Here is a 19,963-nt window from a genome sequence, read left to right on the forward strand (position 1 = left end):
ATTGCCAGATTTTAACTCCAAGACTCTTAATTGTATATTTGCCAAAATTCAATTCCATGCAGAAACATTCTCTATCCTACCGGGAGACAAATTACTTTACTGCTGTAATTACCGATTATCTGGACCAAAAAGAGAATGTCAAGCAGTTCTACGGATTGTTTCCCACGCTGGAGAATTTTGGAAAACAAATTAAATCCAAATCAGAAAATTACAATAACAACAAGGGCAGTGAAAAACGGAAGGCTCTGGTGAACGTGCTGAAGGAGCAATATAAATCCCTTGAAACCTCTACAGCTACGGCAAAGAATATTGATCTTTTAGATAAAGACACCACATTCACTGTTACCACCGGGCACCAGCTCAACCTTTTTACCGGTCCACTTTATTTCCTGTACAAGATCGTCACGGCTATCAATCTTGCTGCTGAACTGAAAAAAGAATATCCCGAAAATGAGTTTGTTCCGGTGTACTGGATGGCTACAGAAGATCATGATTTTGAGGAGATCAGTTTCTTTCATCTCCACGGAAAAAAATTCCAGTGGAATCCACCCCAATCGAAAAAAACAGGCGGACCCGTAGGTGAATTACCTACGGCCGGCCTTGAAGATGTTTTTGAACTTTTTTCTGCCGAAATAGGAAACAGTAAAAATGCGCAACAGCTGAAGCAGTGGTTTCGCAAGGCATATTTAGAACACGACAATCTTTCTAATGCCACCCGGTATCTCGCAAACGAACTTTTTGGGAAACAGGGGCTGGTAATTCTGGATGCACACGAGCCGGAACTTAAAAAGCACTACATTCCATATATCAAAGCGGAGCTTTTTAAACCGGAATACTGTGACGAGGTCATTAGTAAAAGTGAAGCTTTAGAAAGAGAAGGATACAAAGTACAGGTAAATCCCAGAGAGATCAACCTGTTCTACATCAATGAAGGGATACGGGAGCGAATTATAGAAAAGAACGGGAAATTTTTTGTACATAATAATGAGATCTCCTGGACACGTGAAGAAATGGAGGATCTAATAGATTCTTATCCTGAAAGGTTTAGTCCAAATGTATTGCTGCGTCCACTCTACGAAGAAGTGATCCTGCCAAATTTGTGTTATATAGGAGGCGGTGGAGAAATTGCTTACTGGTTTCAGCTAAAGCAGCTTTTTGAACAAGCAGGCGTGACCTTTCCCATCCTTTTGCTTAGAAATTCGGTCCTACTTCAAACAGAGAAACAGGAACAGAAAAGACAGAAACTGAATATTTCTTTACCGGAACTTTTTCTGAAACCACATGAATTGATCAACAGGAAGGTGCGGAAGATCTCTAACATTGACATCGACTTTTCTCCTCAAAAAGAGCATCTGGTGCAACAATTTGAGGAGATGTATGAACTTGCAGAACAAACAGATAAATCATTTCTCAATGCCGTAAAAGCCCAGGAGGTAAAACAATTGAAAGGACTTGACCACCTGGAAAAACGCCTGCTCAAGGCACAAAAGAGAAAACTGGAAGATGAGGTTTCAAGGATTTCGAGTCTACAGCAGGAGCTTTTCCCCGGAAAAGGATTGCAGGAACGGCACCATAATTTCTCTGAATTCTACCTGGAATATGGGGATAGGCTCATCCCAATGCTCCTCAAAAACCTCAGGCCTCTTGATTTAAAATTTGATATACTTTCGTTATGACGAAAATGCATAAAATAGACATCGACCTGGTTAATATGACCCTCGATGTAATGAAATATACAGTAGATCGCATCTCCAACGTAACTCCTGAACTTGGCACTCCCAAAAAGGAAGAGGAATTGTTCGAACTGATAGGGGAGACTGTCACCCCGAAAGGTATTGGCGGTGAAGTTGCCTTCAAAATGTTCAGGGATATCCTGGTAAAGGCTACAGTACCTATTGATCACCCGCGTCATCTTGCGTTTGTGCCGGCTGCACCTACCAGGGCATCTATAATGTTTGACCTGGTAACTTCGGCCTCCAGTATACACGGAGCCTACTGGATGGAAGGTGCCGGGGGAATTTTCTGTGAGAACCAGGCGATGAAGTGGCTGGTTTCTCTTACGGGATTGCCCAAAGATGCGTTTGGAGTATTTACCAGTGGCGGGACAGCTGCAAATCTTTCCGGTTTAGTGACGGCACGAGAAGCCTGGAGAAAGAAGAATATTAAAAATATTGGTGTCCGGGCTTTGCTGCTAACTTCAAACGGGGCACACTCTTCTATACAGGCAATGGCAAAAGTTATGGATGCCGATGTGGTCATGATTGACTGCCCAGATGAAAATCTGCAGGGTCATGCCCTGCAATCGGCCATTGATGAGCTTGAAGAGAAGGATAGGAAAAGACTTTTTGCCGTAGTGGCAACCGGCGGGACTACCAATGCCGGAATCATTGATGAGCTGGATTCAATTGCAGATGTGTGCGAAAAAGAAGATGTCTGGCTTCACGTTGACGCTGCCTACGGCGGCGGTGCTCTTGCAGCCCCTTCTGTACGCCATTTATTCAATGGCATTGAGAGAGCAGACAGCATTACGATCGACCCTCATAAATGGCTTTTTTCACCCTATGATTGCGGTGCTATTATATATAAGGATATGGAACTTGCAGCCGAGGCTCATTCTCAAAAAGGATCTTACCTGGAGATCTTTAAAGACGAGGGAGCCCAGGGATTTAATCCGGCCGATTACCAGATCCAGTTGACCAGACGAATCCGTGGAATGCCTTTATGGTTCTCCCTTGCCATGCATGGAACAGAGAAATATACCAATGCCATAGAAAAGGGAATTCAACTGGCGAAGATTGCTGCTCAGAAAATTGAAGAAGATGAAAATCTGGAGCTGGTGAGACCCGCCAGTCTGTCGGTAGTGCTTTTTCGAAGGAAAGGCTGGACTCCGGAGGATTACAGAGACTGGACCTACCGTAACCACAAATCCGGAATTGCCCTTGTTACTCCTACCAAATGGATGGGGAAGGATGGGTATGAAACAATTTCGCGTTTCTGTTTTATTAATCCCGAAACGACGGAAGAAGATATCGACATCATTCTGGAAACGATGAAGTAGTTCAAGATTCAGGGTTGAAAATTAAAGATTGATCTGTGGGAAAATAGGATTCGAAGATTTGGCGATTTGAGGATTTGGAAAATGCTTTAGAGGTTGTTGAAATTCCAATCTCAATTCTCAATTCTAAATACTCAATACTCATACTCAATACTCAATACTCATACTCAATACTCAATACTCAATACTAAGAACTAACCAACTGATTTCCGCCAATCTCAACAGTGGAACCCTCTGTTAGGATCACCGAGTGAGGGGTTTGAGCGTTCAGGATATTTAATGTGGGATCAAATTGCCGTGAAAAATCAATATCTACAGAGTATTCCTCCACGGTGTACAGATGCCAGGCTACATGTTTTATTTTATATTCATAGGTCTCTTCATCGGCCTTTATATAACCATAGGGACGGTCAAGAACAAAAGCCGCTTCTGTATCCTTATCGTAAGGAGCAGCAAGCCGATTACTTTTTACCCAAAATTTTTGTTCATTTGAGTCAGACTCCCAGGAATACTTAACCTCTACAGACTCTGCAGTTTCATTGACAGATGAGGTTGCCGGAAGAGATATATAATTAGTTTTAAAAATAGTATTGGCAAGAGGCGCCGCTCCGGGTTGGTCAAAGATACGTTTGATTACAGCCATCCCTTTCCTCCATTGAGCTCCGTCAAACCGCTTTACATAAATTTGAAGATCAATTTCATCAAAGTCCTTGAGAAGGTGGATTTTAACATCTGCAACCTTTAATTTTTTTACCTGAAATCCAACAAGGCTTATCATACATTCCCCGTTATAAAAATCAAATTTGGTATACTTTGGTAAATACTTTTCCACAACTTCTGTCGGGACCAGGTAATTGAAAAGCGCAACTTTTCTGAACTCGGTAGAAATAGAAAGTCTCATGTTTATTTTATAGAGGTTCTTTCAAATTTATTAAAGTCTCGTAAAGTCAGCCGAAGCTTTGGGAAAAGTTTAAAGTATTAAAAATCATTCAGAAAGGAGAAATTGGTGAATAAGGCGGCTAGAAATAACAGGAAAAACAGCACCGAGATCAGCAAAAGAATTCTCCCATTCTTTCGGTTTTTTTCAAGGGAAAAATTTAGAATTTCCTTTTCGATTTTACTGTACTTCAGGAATTCTTTAATCCCCATATCAGCTGCGAGAATTCCGTTATCTGTTAGCAGGATCTTATTTTTGTACACCTCGATAAGCTTTAAATCTTCAAGAATTTTTATTATTTCCGGGTCGTCTTCGGGAGAAAAATTTTGGCCTTTTCTAAGACGACCTAAGATCAGGTTGACATCTTTAAACTTCATCTAATTGATCAGGGGTGATTTTTTTTCGGGAATGAAAATAAGAAAAATTATCAAAGTGATACCATTTATCGATAAAATTTGATATTTGTCGTTATTTTGTAGTTCTTTACCTTTTGAACTTCCTACATAAAATGAAAGTTTTTATTCTGGCTTCTTTAGTGTTTATTATAGCAATAGCTACAATTTTGCTTATACATACTTATTTAAGTAATAAAGCTCATAAAAGATTTCTTCAACGGCATAAGGATAAAAATGGTATTACTTCCTGTAGGTCTAAATAAAAGAAAATTCCTACAAAGTATGCTTTTAGTTTAAAAAGAGAAATGAGAGCCGTAAAAATAGGTTCAAATTCCTATTTTTGCACATGCACAATAACGTCCTTATTTTAGATTTTGGTTCACAGTATACTCAGTTAATAGCCCGCAGGGTTAGAGAACTAAACATTTACTGCGAAATCCATCCTTTCAATAAGATCCCACAGGATCTTTCCTCATTTAAAGCAGTCATTCTTTCGGGAAGTCCGTTTTCTGTAAGAGGGGAACAGGCCCCTCATCCAGATCTTTCGGGAATAAGAAAAAAAGTTCCTCTTCTCGCAGTTTGTTACGGAGCTCAATATCTGGCTCATTTCAACGGCGGAAAAGTGGAAGCTTCAGAGATAAGAGAATATGGCCGCGCCAATCTTTCGGTTATAAAAGATGGAGAACCCCTCTTTAGAAATATCCCTGAGAATTCCCAGGTTTGGATGAGCCATAGTGATACTATTAAGGAATTGCCGACTAACGGAATCTGTCTTGCAAGTACTTCCGATGTATTAAATGCAGCTTACCGTATTGAAGGGGAGGAAACCTATGCAATCCAGTTTCATCCCGAAGTTTATCATTCTACAGACGGAAAACAACTACTGGAGAATTTCCTTATCAATATAGCGGGGGTGGAACAGGAGTGGACTCCTGAAGCTTTTGTAGATATGACCATTAATGATCTACAGCAACAAATTGGAGATGATAAGGTGGTATTAGGCTTAAGCGGAGGAGTAGACTCCACTGTAGCAGCGGTATTGTTGCACAAGGCAATTGGCAAAAATCTCTATTGCATCTTTGTGAACAACGGTTTGCTTCGGAAAAATGAATTTGAAAGTGTGCTGGATCAATACAAGCACATGGGACTTAATGTAAGGGGAGTAGATGCTTCGGCACGTTTTTTGGAATCCCTCGCCGGGATCTCAGATCCCGAAGGAAAGAGAAAAGCGATAGGGAAAACTTTTATTGACGTATTTGATGATGAAGCACACCGCATCCAGGATGTGACTTACCTGGCACAGGGAACTATTTATCCCGATGTTATTGAGTCTATTTCTGTAAACGGACCTTCGGCAACCATTAAATCCCATCACAATGTGGGAGGTTTGCCCGATTATATGAAACTTAAAGTGGTAGAACCATTGAGAATGCTCTTTAAGGATGAAGTTAGAAGAGTAGGGGCTGAACTTGGAATAGATAAGGAACTTCTTGGAAGACATCCTTTTCCTGGTCCCGGGCTTGCAATCAGGATCCTGGGAGACATAACAGCCGAGAAGGTTCGTGTACTTCAGGAAGTGGATGCCATCTTCATCAACGGATTAAAGGAATGGATGTTATATGATAAAGTCTGGCAGGCCGGCGCTATACTTCTTCCAGTGAACTCTGTAGGAGTAATGGGTGATGAGAGAACCTATGAAAAGGTTGTGGCCTTAAGGGCTGTAGAATCTACCGATGGTATGACGGCAGACTGGGTAAATTTACCGTATGATTTTCTTCAAAAAACTTCTAATACAATAATTAACAGGGTAAAAGGCGTTAACAGGGTAGTATATGATATAAGCTCCAAACCCCCGGCCACAATTGAGTGGGAATAAAAATTAACCTATGAGACAAATAGCAGTTCTTTTCCTTTTTTTCCAGATGTTTGCTGTGCAGGCATTTGCGCAGCAGTATAAATATCACATTGTTAAAAAGGGGGAAACTACTTCAGAAATCGCGAGGCAATACAATATTTCTGAAGAAACCATCTTCAAATATAATCCCGATGCACGTCGCGGAATAAAACCCGATTCCAAGCTGGTAGTGCCTATTAACAGCGGCCAACCGCAGGCGGCACAGCAATCCCGGGGAGAGCAGCATACGCAATTCGAAATGCACCGCGTAAAACGGCAGGAGACACTCTTCAGTCTTTCCCAACAGTACAACGTAAGCATTGAGGATATCAAACGATATAATAAGCATCTTTATTCTGAAGAGCTTAAAAAAGGAGAGAGAATAAGAATACCTAAAACCACTAGTGCCCCACGACCTGAAATTACTTCTACTCCTTCCAATCCTCTTGATCTTTCGGCAAAAGAACACGTGGTTCTTCCGAGGGAAGGCTGGTTTGGGATCTCAAGAAAGTACAATGTGACTATAGAAGATCTTAAACGCTTAAATCCGGACATCCAGGAATTACAACCCGGGATGGTTATAAAGATCCGTAATGGAGATGTAAAAAAAGTGGTGGATGTAGAAGGTATGCTTTTTAAATATTACCAGGTGCAACCACAGGAAACCTTATTTAGCCTTACCCGTAGGTTTGGAGTTAGCAGGGACTCTCTCGTAACTCTTAATCCGGCTCTGGCCGACGGTCTTAAGTCCGGGATGGTATTGAAGATTCCAAATGTTGATGTTTCTTTACCTATAGGAACCTATGAAGAGGCAGAGGTGGTAAACCTGGAGCGAAGAATTACAAATTTCGATACCAAGAATATTGTAGTAATGTTGCCTTTCAATAAGAACAAAATTGTGGCAACAGATTCCTCTTCCAATGTTGCCCAAAGAATAAGGAGAGATAAGGTGATGCAGCTTTCGCTGGATTTTTACAGCGGAGTACTTATGGCAGTTGATTCTGCCCAGGCACTTGGAATATCTTCAAAAATCACCTTTTTGGATACCCAGGGCAGTTCTGCGCAGGTCAATGTACTTCTTAATTCCACTAACTTTAATAATGTTGATGCCGTTATAGGCCCCCTGTTGCAATCTACAGTAGAAACCGCAGCAAGAGGTTTGGAGCGTCGCAATATTCCGGTGATCTCTCCGCTAACGAAAAAGGAAACCGGGCCTCTTGAAAACTTCCTGCAAACCGTACCTACAGATGAAATGTTGACAGACTCAATGATCTCCTTTATTTCAGATAATGCTCCAGGTAAGAACCTTGTGATCATTGCAGATGCAGGTGCGGCCGAAAAAAGGAGAAAACTTACTTCAGCTTTTCCTTCAGCAAAACTGATCACTCCCCGGGAAGGCGGAAATGTGAGTCAGGCAGAAGTAGCAGCTGCCCTGGATAAAACTCGACCTAATTGGGTGATCCTTGAATCCGATAAGATAGGCTTGCTAAGTAATGTTATTTCGTATCTCAATTCCATTGCAGATCCTTACAGGATCACCTTATTAACTACAGACAGGAATAATTCCTACGACAGTGACAACATTTCTAATCGTCACCTGGGAAAACTCAATTTCCATTATCCTTCTGTAGACCGTGCTTTTAATCCTGAAAAGAACCGGAAATTCATTAAGAAGTATGAGGAGAAATATGGAGTTGTGCCAAACCGTTTTGCTGTAAGAGGCTTTGATGTTACCTATGATGTATTGTTGAGATTGGCTTCAGCTAAGGACCTTTATACTTCCATTAATGAAGAAGGCACGACAGAATATGTAGAGAATAAATTTGATTTTGATCACAGATCCTCAGGCGGATACATCAACAAAGCCATATATATTCTCTCCTACGATCGAAATCTTAACTTAAACGTGGTTCGCTAATGACATCAAAAGTGACCTATCTCGGAGACCTGCGAACGTCCTGTGAGCATTTACAAAGTAAAAGTATTTTCATTACCGATGCACCAGGGGACAATCAGGGAAAAGGAGAAGCTTTTTCTCCTACAGATACTGTTGCTACAGCGCTTGCCAGCTGTATGTTCACCATCATGGGGATAAAAGCGCGGGATCTTGGTCTTGACATGGAAGGGGCTTATGCTGAGGTTACTAAAATAATGGCTGCCGATCCAAGAAGGATTTCGGGCATAGAAGTTGTAATTACTTTTCCGGCTTCCTACGAAGATAAAAACAGGAAGATCCTGGAACGTGCGGCAAAGACATGTCCCGTACTCTTCAGTTTACATCCCGACATTGTCCTGGATATCAGCTTCCATTATAAGCATGAAAAAGACGTTTCTTAACACCTTTTTACTTTTACTTCTCACTTTTACTATGCAGGCGCAATTGCCTGAAAATAGATTAGACTGGAGGGCAGAGCCGCTTTCCTGGGATGATTTTGTTGGTCCGCCAGATTTGTCCAGTCCATTTCATGCCAACACGAGTTCGGGAATTTCCTATTACTGGTCCATGAAGAGTTCTTCTGAAGGAGCCGAATTCCTATATGAAGTAGGTTCCTACTTTTTACCGGATCAATCATGGGTTAGGCCGGGTAAGAAAAGTGAGGATCTTTTGGCGCACGAACAGCTTCATTTCGATATCACCGAGCTACATGCCCGAAAGTTAAGAAAGGCCATGGAAGAATTCGACTTTGAAAAGACGAAGAATGTGAAACCAGCGCTGCAGGCAATCTATAAAAGCACAGAAGCAGAACGCGCAAACATGCAGAAGAGGTTCGATGCAGAGACCAGACATAGCATGAACAAAGCGGCACAGCTCAAGTGGCAAAAATATGTGCAGGAAGAGCTGTTAAAACTGAAAGAGTTTTCTTCTAAAGAGCAGCGACTTCGATCTTAGCCTCTTCAAATTCCCTGATCATATCACGCAGGATCTCTGCTGCCGGTTTTATGTCGTGAATAAGACCTGAGATCTGGCCAATTTCGAGTTCTCCTTCCTCAAGGTCTCCTTCAAACATTCCTTTTTTAGCCCTGGCCCTGCCTAATAGTTGTATTAGTTCTTCCTTTGTGGGATTCCGGGAATATAACTCGGTTACCTGCTCAAAAAAGCGATTTTTAAGTAGTCTTACAGGAGCGAGTTCTTTTAATGTGAGCACAGTATCTCCTTCCTTTGCTTTCACCACCATTTCCTTGAAGTTAGGGTGGGAGGAGGCTTCATGACTAGCAACAAAACGGCTTCCTACCTGCACGGCATCTGCTCCCAACACCATGGCGGCAAGCATTCCCCGCCCGGTAGCAATACCCCCCGCAGCTATTAATGGAATTTTTATCTGTTCCTTTACCATAGGAATAAGCGTAAAGGTTGTGGTTTCGTCTCTTCCATTGTGACCTCCTGCCTCAAAACCTTCAGCAACCACAGCATCCACTCCGGCGGCTTCAGCCTTAAGAGCGAATTTGACGCTGCTTACCACATGCACAACCTTAATTCCTTTGTCCTGCAGATGAGATGTCCAGGTTTTTGGATTACCGGCAGAGGTAAAGACAATCTGAACCCCTTCTTCAGTAATGATCTCCATTATCTCCTCCAGGTTGGGATAAAGCATGGGAACATTAACCGCAAAAGGGAAGGAGGTTGCTTTTTTGCATTTTTGGATATGCTCACGCAGTACCTCCGGATACATAGAACCGGCTCCGATTATTCCGAGTCCGCCTTCGTTACTTACGGCACTGGCAAGTCTCCAGCCGCTGGCCCAGATCATTCCTGCCTGGATAATTGGATATTTTATATTAATGAGTTGGGTAATTCTGTTGTTGGTCATAACCGGAGATTATAACCCTTTCAGGGTTTAGAACCCTGAAAGGGTTAAAGTTCTTTGCGAATTTAAGAAATAACTCCCGAACCTATCAGTTCATCTTCCAGATACCAGGCTACGAATTGCCCTTCTGTGATGGAAGCCTGCGGCTTTTCAAAAACTATATAAAGTCCGTTCCCGGTTTGATGTAAAGTTGCATGCTGAAGCTCCTGTCTGTACCGGATGCGGGCTTTGACCTGCATTTCTTCATCGGGATCCAGTTTGAGATCTTGCCGTACCCAGTGGGTTTCTTCCGGAGAAACGAAAAGTGCTCTGCGGTAAATTCCGGGATGATCCTTTCCCTGCCCCGTATAGATCACATTTTCTTCCACATCGGTCTCGATCACAAACAAAGGCTCGCGGGTACCGCCTACAGCCAGTCCTTTTCTCTGTCCTTTGGTGAAATAATGTGCTCCCGGATGTTTTCCTACTTTTTTTCCTTCAGTAGGGGTATAGGTATATTTTCCGGACAGAAAACTGAGTTCTTCCTCTTTATTCCGGAATTGTGGTACTTTTCGATTAAATTTTTCTTCGGAAGCAGAGATCTCAACGATATCTCCTTCTTTTGGTTGTAATTTTTGCTGAAGGAATTCGGGAAGCCTTACTTTTCCGATAAAACAAAGACCCTGGGAATCCTTTTTTTCAGCAGTCACAAGATCCTGTTCTGCAGCAATCTTTCGTACCTCACTTTTCTGAAGATCTCCTATAGGGAATAATGTTTTTGCCAGTTGTTCCTGAGACAGCTGACAAAGAAAATACGACTGATCCTTATTTTTGTCCTTTCCCGAAAGCAACTGATAAACTGTTTGACCGTCAATTTCTGTTTCTCTCTTTCTACAGTAGTGTCCGGTGGCCACGTAATCGGCTCCGAGGGAAAGGGCAATCTTCATGAAAACATCAAATTTTATTTCCCGGTTACAGAGCACATCAGGATTCGGCGTGCGGCCTTTTTCATATTCATTGAACATATAGTCGACAATGCGCTCCTTGTATTCTGCACTAAGATCTACGGTTTGGAAAGGAATACCAAGCTTTTCGGCCACCAACATAGCGTCATTGGAATCATCCAGCCAGGGACATTCCTTTGAAATTGTAACACCTTCATCATGCCAGTTCTTCATGAACAGGCCAATGACCTCATATCCCTGTTCCTTTAAAAGATAGGCCGTAACACTGGAATCCACACCTCCCGATAAACCGACAACTACTCTCTTCATAACATTTTCTCCTTGACCTTTAGGTCTCCAAATAAGCCGCAAAATTACATAATTTTTAGCACTTTTTTAGAGGAGAGGGTGAACAGTACCAGAGCCTCTCAAATAAAAAAAAGGTGGCACAGATGGCCACCTTTGAATTATGTTTTCCTGTAATTTTCCCGTGCTATATCTGCTTGTTAAAAGTAAGAACAACAGAGTTGGTAGTAAAGGTGAAGCTATTGGCGCCGGTAAAATTGACTGTGCCGCTTACTGCCTGGAAGTTTGGAATATAAATCGTGTAAGTGTTACCGGAATTTTTCTCCCATTGGCCTTCGCTGGTTTCCAGATCGCAATTATTATCTCCGGCATAAAGGTTCCATACGGCGGTGCCTGTAGCTGTAAAGGAAATTGTGGAAGCTTGAGGGCAGTCAAGATCAATCAAGGGTGGATTAACACTTACCAATACCCAGCTGCCAACAATAGTATTTTCTGCGGTGTTGTCATCGTCGTCGCTACACGAGGTGAAGGTAAACATTACTGCCAGTAGCAATAAAATTAAATGCTTTTTCATAATTTTTAATTTAGTGGTTTAAAGTAAAGATATTAAAATTTAAAAGCGGCGGGAAAACCTAATATTCTTTTTCCTGTTTAAGCTTTCCGTTTTCATAGTACCGCCATGTACCATGGTGTTTATTATTTTTATAAGAACCTTCACTCATGAGTTCTCCTTTGCCATTGTAAAATTTTGCGGGTCCATGCAGCTCTCCGTGCTCATACATCAGGTCTTCCAGTACAACACCTTTAACAGAGTATAACTTTCTGCTTCCATGCAATTCTCCGTTAACAAAACCGGCTTCTTCGGCCAAAACCCCATTTTCATAATAGACCTTTTTGGGGCCATGAAGGGTGCCGTCTTTATAGCTTTCGGTCATCATGATCTTGTCAAGGTTTTTATGATAGTAAGACCAGGATCCGACCCTTTTTTTATCGACAATTTGCCCTTCGCTAATTGTCTTCCCACTCTGTGACAGATATTTGGCTGAGACTGTATCCGATTCAGGATCAAATACCATTACGGCAGTAGGTTGTTGTAATCCTTCTTGGTAAAATCTAAACACTCCTTTTTCTTTGCCGTGAAAAAATTCACCTTCAAATTTGATGTATTCGTTATTTTGGTCGTAATGCTCTATCCATTTTCCATGCCGGTTTCCTTGATCGTCATGGGTATTTAAAACGCTTTGGCTGTAAACATAGGTTGTCAGGAAGAGCCCGAAAAAAAATATGAGCACAGAATGTTTGAAATAATAATCCATAAAATAATGTTTAATAAAAATTAACTAAACTTAAACAGTATAAGACACACAATTGTTTAACTTTCATCCTGTAACTTTAAACAATGTAAAATGAAATCTTATTCAAAACTTTTTAAATTCACCGCATTCCTTTTCCTATTTACAGGATTGGTAGCATGCAGTGACGATGATGATAGTACAGCTCCACCTGTGGTTGAAACCAATACTATAGCCGACTTTGTTGCTAACAATCAAAATTATTCTTCCCTTGCAGCAGCTTTGGAAGTAACCGGTCTTACTTCAACGCTCGATGGCACGCAAAATTATACAGTTTTTGCACCCGACAATGATGCATTTGCAGCTTTTTTATCGGACAACGGTTTTTCCGGTTTGAACGATGTACCTACTGCGCTACTTACTCAGGTATTGCTGAACCATGTGCAGATGGGAGAAATAATGGCGGCAGATCTTTCTACAGGCTATATTGAAAGCATGGCTGTTGGAGGTGCTTCCGAAGAGAACCTTAGTATGTATATCAATACAGACAATGGGGTTATGATCAACGGAGTGGCAAGTGTGACCACGGCAGATGTTGAAGTGGATAATGGAGTGATACATGCTGTAGATGCCGTTATTGGTCTTCCCAATATAGTCACCTTCGCCCTGGCTGATCCTACTTTCAGCACGCTTGTTCAGGCACTTACCCGTGAGGAGGATTTTCCTTTTGTTGGGGTGCTTATGCAAACAGATTCACCTGCACCTTTCACTGTTTTTGCGCCGACCAATCAGGCCTTTGCTGACTTGATTGAGGACCTGGATGGTGTGTCCTCTCTTGATGACATTCCTACAGATGTTCTTGCATCTACCCTTAGTTATCACGTGGTTGCCGGAGCTAACGTTCGATCTTCAGATTTAACTGATGATATGGTTGTCGCTACTCTTGCAGAGCAGTCATTTACTATTAATTTAGGAGATGGTGCAGTTATTACAGACGCTAATCAAAGAACGGCAAATATTATAGCTGTAGATGTCCAGGCTAATAATGGGGTCATTCATGTAATCGACACGGTTGTGTTACCCGCTATGTAACATTCATTTTGATAGGTTGGTTAATGCCAGAAGGGCCCGGAAATTCCGGGCTCTTCATTTTTACAGGCGGTAAAGAATTATTTCTTTCCTTTTTGTTTTTGCTGCTGTTCTGCCTGCTCCATCATCTCCTGCATTTTTTTGGCAAATTTTCCTTGCTTCTTCGGCTTCTTTTTATTCTCCTGAATTCTTGCATGAATCTTCTCTTCATCAAGAATAAAGTGCTTAATAACCAGCATTATTCCAATCGTAATCAGGTTTGATGTTAGATAATACAGTGATAATCCACTTGCATAGTTGTTAAAGAAGATCAACATGAAGAGTGGAGACAGATACATGATAAACTTCATGTTGGGCATTCCCGGTTGCTGCATATTTTGCATACTTTGCCCTGTGGTCATCATCATGTAAATAAAGATGGCAATAGATGCGAGAATGGGGAATAAGCTCACATGGTCTCCATAAAAAGGGATGTAAAATGGCAGTTCGGCTATTGTATCATAGCTGGAAAGATCATCGGCCCATAAAAATCCTTTTTGCCTTAGCTGGAAAGCACTTGGGAAAAACATAAACAGGGCATAAAATACCGGAAGCTGCATTAGGGCCGGGAGACATCCACTCATTGGACTGGCTCCCGCCTTGCTGTAAAGCTTCATGGTTTCCTGCTGCTTTTTCATTGGGTTGTCCTTGTACTTCTCATTGAGCTCGTTGATCTCGGGACGAAGTACCTTCATTTTTGCCTGTGACAGGTATTGCTTGTACTGTACGGGTGAAAGCACCAATTTGATAGCAATGGTCATTACGATGATCGCCAGTCCATATCCCATGTAACCGGTAATAAAGGAAAAGAATGGGATAAACAGATATTTATTGATCCAGCCGAAAATCCCCCAGCCAAGAGGAAGGATTTCGTCCAGGTTGCGATCATAATCATTCAAAATCTTATAATCACTGGGACCGTAATACCAGTTCATATTATAGTTCAGCTCTCCGCCCTTTAATTCAAGAGGAAAGGAGGAGGCGAAAGCTTTAGTGTAGACGGTATCTATTTCTTCGTCTTCAACAAGATCTTCAGATTTGAACTTCCCACTGGCAAAAGGTGTGTCTGTAAGTAGTATAGAAGAAAAGAAGTGCTGTTTGTAGGCAACATAAGTAATATCTTCTTCTTCATCGGTTCCGTTAGTGACATAATCATCGCTGCCTCCGCCATATTCATAAACCAGTTCTGTATATCTGTTTTCGTAAGAAATACTTTTTGCCCTTCGATATCCTTTCAGACTCCAGTCGAGATTAACAGGTGCCGAAGAATTAAAAACATCGTTAAGGCCCTGGGAACGAATACTGAAATCAAGCATGTATTCTCCGGGTTTCAAGACATATCTGTACTCCAGAAACTCCGATGGAGAAACCTTAAGTTTCATTGACACTACTGTATTCTCTCCGCTTTGGGTTACGCTAGGTTCGAAATAGAGATCTCTTGTGTTGAGGACCCTACCGTCTGTAGTTCCAAAGCTGAGATTAAAATCGGCGTTGCCGTCTTTGATCAGAGAGACAGGAATAGAATCATAAGTCTTATAATCCTTCATTGTTGCCTCCGTGATATACCCCCCTTTATTTGAAAAGGTAAGAGCCAGCACGTCGTTTTCAACTGAAGTTTCGGCATCTGTGGCCGATGGTAAAGTGGCAGAGTAGCCAAATGCTCCGAGTCTGCTGGCGGCTTTTGCCACAGCAGCCGAATCTGAAGCCTGCATGGCCTGTGGCGGAGCAACCTCCTGTTGTGCATCCGGAACAGCAACCTGTTCTGTAGTGGTCTGCTCAACTTCTTCGGGAGCAGATGGATTCATGTACAGCATCCATAACAGGATCCCTCCAATTAAAAGGAACCCTATCAGGGAATTGATATCTAATTTCTTTTCTTCCATTCTGATTTTAAATAAAAATAACGGAGTCTTCCGCAGTCATTTGCTTTAGTCAATTTCGTGACCAAAATTTGCTATCGTGCCAAGCTGGCACCTTTTTTTTTCTGTGAATATTCTTTTGCAGCTTTTATGAAAGCTTTAAACAGCGGGTGAGGATTTGCCACCGTACTTTTGTATTCCGGGTGATATTGAACTCCTACAAACCAGGGATGCTCAGGAATCTCTACGATCTCTACCAGCCCGGTCTTTGGATTGATCCCTGTACTACGCAGGCCTTGAGATTCCAGCTGTGAAGCGTACTGGTTGTTATATTCGTACCTGTGTCTGTGTCTTTCAAAGATCTGGTTGGTACCATACACTTCTTTGGCAATGGAATTGTCCTCAATTTTACATTCCCATGAACCAAGTCGCATGGTGCCTCCAAGATGCGTAATTTCCTTTTGCTCTTCCATAAGATCTATAACCGGATGCGGAGTGGTAAGATCCATTTCTGTAGAATTCGCATTCTTAAGCTGCAGCACATTACGGGCGAATTCTATAACTGCCATCTGCATCCCCAGACAAATACCCAGGAATGGCAGGTCATTTTCTCTCGCAAAACGTACAGCATCTATTTTTCCTTCAATTCCCCGTTCCCCAAATCCCGGAGCGACAAGAATTCCGTCCAGATGGGCAACCTTGTTCTTTATCGTACTGTCTGTTATAAATTCTGAATGAATACTCTCAATATTTACCTTCACCTCATTAGCAGCGCCGGCATGTATGAAAGCTTCAAGAATTGACTTATAAGAATCCTGTAGTTCCACATATTTTCCTACCAGGCCAATTTTCACCTCATGTTTGGGATTCTTATGTCTTTTAAGAAATTCATTCCACTGCGTAAGATCTGGAGCAGTATCGTTGGGCAGGTTCAGCTTTTTAAGCGTAACTGTATCTAAACCTTCCTCCAGCATCATATTAGGAACATCGTAAATGGTCGAAGCATCGATAGATTGAATTACTGCTTCAAGTTTTACGTTACAAAACAGCGCCAGTTTTCTCCTTATATCATCAGAAAGTTCATGTTCTGTACGACACACAAGAACGTCTGCCCTTAAACCGCTTTCCATGAGCGTTTTTACACTGTGCTGGGTTGGCTTGGTCTTAAGTTCTCCGGCAGCAGCAAGGTAAGGAACAAGGGTAAGATGAATGATAAGTGCATTATCATCTCCCAGCTCCCACTTAAGCTGTCTTACCGATTCAATATATGGCAGAGATTCAATATCCCCTACAGTTCCTCCAATTTCAGTAATGACAATATCATAATCGTGATTTTTTCCCAGAAGCTGAATTCTTTCCTTGATCTCATTGGTAATATGGGGTATAACCTGAACGGTTTTTCCGAGAAACTCTCCACGGCGTTCTTTCTCTATTACGCTTTGGTATATGCGGCCGGTAGTGACATTATTAGCCTGGGATGTATTAACATTCAGAAATCTCTCGTAGTGACCCAGGTCCAGGTCGGTTTCTGCGCCGTCTTCGGTCACATAACACTCTCCGTGTTCATATGGGTTAAGTGTACCGGGATCTACGTTGATGTATGGATCAAGTTTCTGAATAGTGGTTTTGTACCCGCGAGCTTGCAGTAATTTTGCCAGGGATGCAGCAATGATCCCTTTTCCCAGCGAAGACGAAACGCCACCGGTGACAAAAATATACTTTGTTTCAGCCATTTTAGAGAGGTATTTGGTGCGTTTTTATTCAGGGCGCTAAATTACAAAGAAGAAAAGAAAAAGAAACCATTTGCTTGAGAATATGTTAGCAAAACTTTAAGGGTTTTCTACTCCCTGAAAATCTCTTTTAAATCCTATTTTGGATATTTCCTTCTAATGGTACGCAGGATATCTTCCATGCCATTAATCTTTAGATCCAGGACCTGCTCGAGAAGCGCCCCCGTTTTTCCCTTCGGAAATCCCTGCTGTCTAAACCAGACCAGATAAAACTCGGGTAGTTCTGACAGATACCTGCCCTTATATTTTCCAAAATGCATTTTGGCGTGGGCGAGTTCAATTAAAGCTTTATGGTCTGGCTGAAGTTGCATGCTGCTAAGGTCTCAAAAATGCTAAAAATTTCTTCTCTTTTTTTCTGAAAAATTCCGGTTGTCTCTTACCTCTCAAAAAGGTTAAAATCCTGATAATTTTTAGTCAGGCTTTCGGTCGCTTTTTGAGGTTTTAAGTAACTTCAGCTCAAACTTCTTTTATGGCCGTAATAGGATCTATTATCAAAGGACTAATCCACGCAAAAGACGCAGTCACTGCCGAACCCGATGCGGTTGACGCTCAGGAAAAAGTACTGCGGGAACTTCTTGAGAAAGCAAAAGATACTGCCTTTGGAAAACACTATGGTTTTGTCGAAATCCTCAAATCGGAGAACATCCGCCGGGAATTTGCTGAAAAAATTCCTTTTTTCGATTATAACAAGATCAATGAAGAATGGTGGAGCAAAATGCATGAAGGAAAAGAAAACGTCACCTGGCCGGGAAAGCCTCCTTATTTTGCATTGAGTTCGGGCACTACCGGGAAATCCAGTAAAAGAATTCCGGTGACAGATGATATGGTTGAGACAATTCGCCAAACCGGTATCAAGCAGGTGGCATCCCTGGCAAATTACGAGCTGCCTTCAGACTTTTTCACCAAAGAGATCATGATGTTGGGAAGTTCTACAGACCTTAATAAAGTAAGGGATCATGAAGAAGGAGAAATAAGTGGGATAAGCGCAAGTAATATTCCTTTCTGGTTCAGAAATTTCTATAAACCCGGGGTGGAGATCTCCCAGATAGAAGACTGGGATGAAAGGGTTCTGGAAATCGCAAAAGAGGCAAAGAATTGGGATATTGGCGCCATGTCCGGCATCCCGTCCTGGACCGAATTGATGATCAAAAAGATACTCGAGTACCACGGCGCCAAAACAATTCATGAGATCTGGCCAAACTTATTGGTATATACTACCGGAGGTGTGGCTTTTGAGCCTTATGAAAAAGCTTTTGAAAAATTGGTTTCCAAGCCTCTTATTATTATTGACACCTATCTTGCTTCGGAAGGATTTATGGCTTTCCAGTCACGGCCCGAAACCAATTCAATGAAATTGGTAGTTGACAATGGGATATACTTCGAATTTGTTCCTTTCAAGCCCGAATATATTGAAGAAGATGGTTCCATTAAAGAAAATGCTCCTGTTGTGAAACTGGAGGAGGTAGAACCGGAAAAGGATTACGTGCTGCTTATAAGTACGGTTTCCGGAGCATGGCGGTACCTGATTGGAGATACTATAAAATTTACCGATGTTCAGCGCAGGGAGATACGCATTACGGGAAGAACAAAATTCTTCCTTAATGTCGTGGGATCCCAGCTTTCAGTAAATAAAATGAACGACGCGGTAAAGGAACTGGAGCAAAAATTCAATATTACTATTCCGGAATTTACAGTTGCGGCAGTAAAGAACTGGGATGAGGAATATATCCACAAGTGGTATCTGGGAGTGGAAGCAGGGGATGCAAACGAAAAGGAACTTGCGGCTGCGCTTGATGAGGCTCTGAAGTCTGCCAATAAAAACTATGGCGTCGCCAGAAGCAAAGCTTTAAAAGGAGTGGAAGTGGTCAAAGTTTCTCCCAAGGTTTTTACCGAATGGAGCGCCGCAAATAAAAAGAAAGGCGGACAGGTTAAAATGGAAAAGGTGATGAACGAAGAAAAGTTCGCCGAGTGGGAAAAGTTTGTCAATTCAATAAACAATAAACAATAAACAATTACCAGGAAGCAATCTTACACGTCCAACTCTCAATTAAGAATTAAAAAGCACCAAATTACAAGCATTTACCCGCCGAAGCCTTAGCGAAGGAGGGCCAAATACAAAGTAGAGACAGCAAGGCATTGCTCACGTCTGTCTAAGTGAATTCGAGAAATACGATAACCTTAAATATTAAATATTACATAATCAATATTCAATATTCAATATTCATTATTGAGTCACCTCTAAAAAGCCTATTTTTATTAAGCTCTGAGAAGTTTATATTTGTCTTCAAATTCGGGGTTTTTTGTTTGCTCCATGATAAACGAGAAAATCAAACAATCTTTGATGTTTAAAAGGTGAAAAAGCACAGAAAATGCGGAGTTTTGGCCTTTACCCGGACTCCATGGACACATTTTCTCCATATTTTTGGCTATCCTCACTAGATTTATCCACATTCCGCGGGCAAAGGCCCACATCCGGTTTTTAATAAGACCACGGTATTTAGTCTTTTTATTTCTGATGTTTACCACAAACTGAAAAATAGTGGCTTCTACATTGTTTCTTCGCTGCTTTTCTTCCACA

At 41.7% G+C, this 19,963-nt stretch carries 18 protein-coding genes; 8 read left to right on the top strand and 10 right to left on the bottom strand.

What is annotated here, in order from left to right; translation table 11 throughout:
- Positions 1-56: 56 nt before the first annotated feature.
- Both bshC and G564_RS0116370 read left to right on the top strand, forming a co-directional pair.
- Positions 57-1,676, top strand: a complete 1,620-nt coding sequence (gene bshC / locus G564_RS0116365; protein WP_029038605.1) for a bacillithiol biosynthesis cysteine-adding enzyme BshC — start codon at positions 57-59, stop codon at positions 1,674-1,676.
- Positions 1,677-1,681: 5 nt separating this feature from the next.
- The gene (locus G564_RS0116370) at positions 1,682-3,058 is read left to right on the top strand and encodes a pyridoxal phosphate-dependent decarboxylase family protein (RefSeq protein WP_029038606.1); all 1,377 of its coding nucleotides are present in this window, start codon (positions 1,682-1,684) and stop codon (positions 3,056-3,058) included.
- Positions 3,059-3,242: 184 nt separating this feature from the next.
- Here G564_RS0116370 and G564_RS0116375 read toward each other — a convergent pair whose 3' ends face one another.
- Both G564_RS0116375 and G564_RS0116380 read right to left on the bottom strand, forming a co-directional pair.
- A complete protein-coding gene (locus G564_RS0116375; RefSeq protein WP_029038607.1) occupies positions 3,243-3,956 on the bottom strand; it encodes a DUF2071 domain-containing protein in 714 nt (237 codons plus the stop codon).
- A 77-nt stretch (positions 3,957-4,033) separates the two neighbouring features.
- Positions 4,034-4,369 (bottom strand): hypothetical protein, encoded by a 336-nt coding sequence (locus G564_RS0116380; RefSeq protein WP_029038608.1) that lies wholly within the window; start codon positions 4,367-4,369, stop codon positions 4,034-4,036.
- A 364-nt stretch (positions 4,370-4,733) separates the two neighbouring features.
- Between G564_RS0116380 and guaA the strand changes: the two genes are divergently transcribed.
- Genes guaA through G564_RS0116400 form a run of 4 tightly spaced genes read left to right on the top strand, consistent with a single transcriptional unit; the run spans position 4,734 to position 9,171 of the window.
- Positions 4,734-6,263, top strand: coding sequence for a glutamine-hydrolyzing GMP synthase (gene guaA / locus G564_RS0116385; protein WP_029038609.1), 1,530 nt, complete (start codon positions 4,734-4,736; stop codon positions 6,261-6,263).
- Between the two features lie 10 nt (positions 6,264-6,273).
- Positions 6,274-8,199 (top strand): amino acid ABC transporter substrate-binding protein, encoded by a 1,926-nt coding sequence (locus G564_RS0116390; protein ID WP_029038610.1) that lies wholly within the window; start codon positions 6,274-6,276, stop codon positions 8,197-8,199.
- A complete protein-coding gene (locus G564_RS0116395) occupies positions 8,199-8,618 on the top strand; it encodes an OsmC family protein (RefSeq protein WP_029038611.1) in 420 nt (139 codons plus the stop codon). Before G564_RS0116390 ends, G564_RS0116395 begins: the two co-directional genes overlap by 1 nt.
- On the top strand, positions 8,599-9,171 hold the full coding sequence (locus tag G564_RS0116400) for a DUF922 domain-containing protein (RefSeq protein ID WP_029038612.1): 573 nt from the start codon (positions 8,599-8,601) through the stop codon (positions 9,169-9,171). Before G564_RS0116395 ends, G564_RS0116400 begins: the two co-directional genes overlap by 20 nt.
- Here the strand turns inward: G564_RS0116400 and G564_RS0116405 are convergent.
- From G564_RS0116405 to G564_RS0116420, 4 genes are all read right to left on the bottom strand, one after another.
- Positions 9,146-10,090 (bottom strand): NAD(P)H-dependent flavin oxidoreductase, encoded by a 945-nt coding sequence (locus G564_RS0116405; RefSeq protein WP_029038613.1) that lies wholly within the window; start codon positions 10,088-10,090, stop codon positions 9,146-9,148. The two genes, G564_RS0116400 and G564_RS0116405, sit on opposite strands and share 26 nt — an antisense overlap.
- A 62-nt stretch (positions 10,091-10,152) precedes the next feature.
- Positions 10,153-11,340, bottom strand: coding sequence for a tRNA 2-thiouridine(34) synthase MnmA (gene mnmA, locus G564_RS0116410; RefSeq protein WP_029038614.1), 1,188 nt, complete (start codon positions 11,338-11,340; stop codon positions 10,153-10,155).
- Between the two features lie 163 nt (positions 11,341-11,503).
- A complete protein-coding gene (locus G564_RS0116415; protein ID WP_029038615.1) occupies positions 11,504-11,890 on the bottom strand; it encodes a hypothetical protein in 387 nt (128 codons plus the stop codon).
- A 58-nt stretch (positions 11,891-11,948) separates the two neighbouring features.
- Positions 11,949-12,632 (bottom strand): toxin-antitoxin system YwqK family antitoxin, encoded by a 684-nt coding sequence (locus G564_RS0116420; protein WP_029038616.1) that lies wholly within the window; start codon positions 12,630-12,632, stop codon positions 11,949-11,951.
- Between the two features lie 90 nt (positions 12,633-12,722).
- Here G564_RS0116420 and G564_RS0116425 point away from each other — a divergent pair, with 90 nt between their 5' ends.
- Complete coding sequence (locus tag G564_RS0116425; protein ID WP_029038617.1) at positions 12,723-13,700, top strand: fasciclin domain-containing protein; 978 nt, start codon at positions 12,723-12,725, stop codon at positions 13,698-13,700.
- Positions 13,701-13,777: 77 nt separating this feature from the next.
- Here the strand turns inward: G564_RS0116425 and yidC are convergent, their stop codons facing one another.
- The 3 genes from yidC to G564_RS0116440 all read right to left on the bottom strand — a co-directional run bounded on the left by yidC (position 13,778) and on the right by G564_RS0116440 (position 17,696).
- Positions 13,778-15,619: a membrane protein insertase YidC gene (gene yidC / locus G564_RS0116430; protein ID WP_029038618.1), complete on the bottom strand. Its 1,842-nt coding sequence runs from the start codon at positions 15,617-15,619 to the stop codon at positions 13,778-13,780.
- Positions 15,620-15,690: 71 nt separating this feature from the next.
- Complete coding sequence (locus G564_RS0116435; RefSeq protein ID WP_029038619.1) at positions 15,691-17,328, bottom strand: CTP synthase; 1,638 nt, start codon at positions 17,326-17,328, stop codon at positions 15,691-15,693.
- 134 nt (positions 17,329-17,462) lie between these two features.
- On the bottom strand, positions 17,463-17,696 hold the full coding sequence (locus G564_RS0116440; protein ID WP_029038620.1) for a DUF3820 family protein: 234 nt from the start codon (positions 17,694-17,696) through the stop codon (positions 17,463-17,465).
- 158 nt (positions 17,697-17,854) lie between these two features.
- On the opposite strand from G564_RS0116440, the gene G564_RS0116445 reads away from it, so the two are divergent.
- Positions 17,855-19,393: a GH3 family domain-containing protein gene (locus G564_RS0116445; protein WP_029038621.1), complete on the top strand. Its 1,539-nt coding sequence runs from the start codon at positions 17,855-17,857 to the stop codon at positions 19,391-19,393.
- Between the two features lie 248 nt (positions 19,394-19,641).
- Here the strand turns inward: G564_RS0116445 and G564_RS20530 are convergent.
- On the bottom strand, positions 19,642-19,963 hold a 322-nt coding region (locus tag G564_RS20530; protein WP_029038274.1), incomplete at its 5' end, for a hypothetical protein.

Origin of the sequence: Salinimicrobium xinjiangense DSM 19287 (assembly GCF_000423585.1) — a bacterium.
In the GTDB taxonomy this organism is placed as follows: domain Bacteria; phylum Bacteroidota; class Bacteroidia; order Flavobacteriales; family Flavobacteriaceae; genus Salinimicrobium; species Salinimicrobium xinjiangense.

Coding starts and splice junctions, on each gene's coding strand:
- bshC (WP_029038605.1), top strand. CDS start 57: ATGCAGAAACATTCTCTATCCTACCGGGAGACAAATTACTTTACTGCT.
- G564_RS0116370 (WP_029038606.1), top strand. CDS start 1,682: ATGCATAAAATAGACATCGACCTGGTTAATATGACCCTCGATGTAATG.
- G564_RS0116375 (WP_029038607.1), bottom strand. CDS start 3,956: ATGAGACTTTCTATTTCTACCGAGTTCAGAAAAGTTGCGCTTTTCAAT.
- G564_RS0116380 (WP_029038608.1), bottom strand. CDS start 4,369: ATGAAGTTTAAAGATGTCAACCTGATCTTAGGTCGTCTTAGAAAAGGC.
- guaA (WP_029038609.1), top strand. CDS start 4,734: ATGCACAATAACGTCCTTATTTTAGATTTTGGTTCACAGTATACTCAG.
- G564_RS0116390 (WP_029038610.1), top strand. CDS start 6,274: ATGAGACAAATAGCAGTTCTTTTCCTTTTTTTCCAGATGTTTGCTGTG.
- G564_RS0116395 (WP_029038611.1), top strand. CDS start 8,199: ATGACATCAAAAGTGACCTATCTCGGAGACCTGCGAACGTCCTGTGAG.
- G564_RS0116400 (WP_029038612.1), top strand. CDS start 8,599: ATGAAAAAGACGTTTCTTAACACCTTTTTACTTTTACTTCTCACTTTT.
- G564_RS0116405 (WP_029038613.1), bottom strand. CDS start 10,090: ATGACCAACAACAGAATTACCCAACTCATTAATATAAAATATCCAATT.
- mnmA (WP_029038614.1), bottom strand. CDS start 11,340: ATGAAGAGAGTAGTTGTCGGTTTATCGGGAGGTGTGGATTCCAGTGTT.
- G564_RS0116415 (WP_029038615.1), bottom strand. CDS start 11,890: ATGAAAAAGCATTTAATTTTATTGCTACTGGCAGTAATGTTTACCTTC.
- G564_RS0116420 (WP_029038616.1), bottom strand. CDS start 12,632: ATGGATTATTATTTCAAACATTCTGTGCTCATATTTTTTTTCGGGCTC.
- G564_RS0116425 (WP_029038617.1), top strand. CDS start 12,723: ATGAAATCTTATTCAAAACTTTTTAAATTCACCGCATTCCTTTTCCTA.
- yidC (WP_029038618.1), bottom strand. CDS start 15,619: ATGGAAGAAAAGAAATTAGATATCAATTCCCTGATAGGGTTCCTTTTA.
- G564_RS0116435 (WP_029038619.1), bottom strand. CDS start 17,328: ATGGCTGAAACAAAGTATATTTTTGTCACCGGTGGCGTTTCGTCTTCG.
- G564_RS0116440 (WP_029038620.1), bottom strand. CDS start 17,696: ATGCAACTTCAGCCAGACCATAAAGCTTTAATTGAACTCGCCCACGCC.
- G564_RS0116445 (WP_029038621.1), top strand. CDS start 17,855: ATGGCCGTAATAGGATCTATTATCAAAGGACTAATCCACGCAAAAGAC.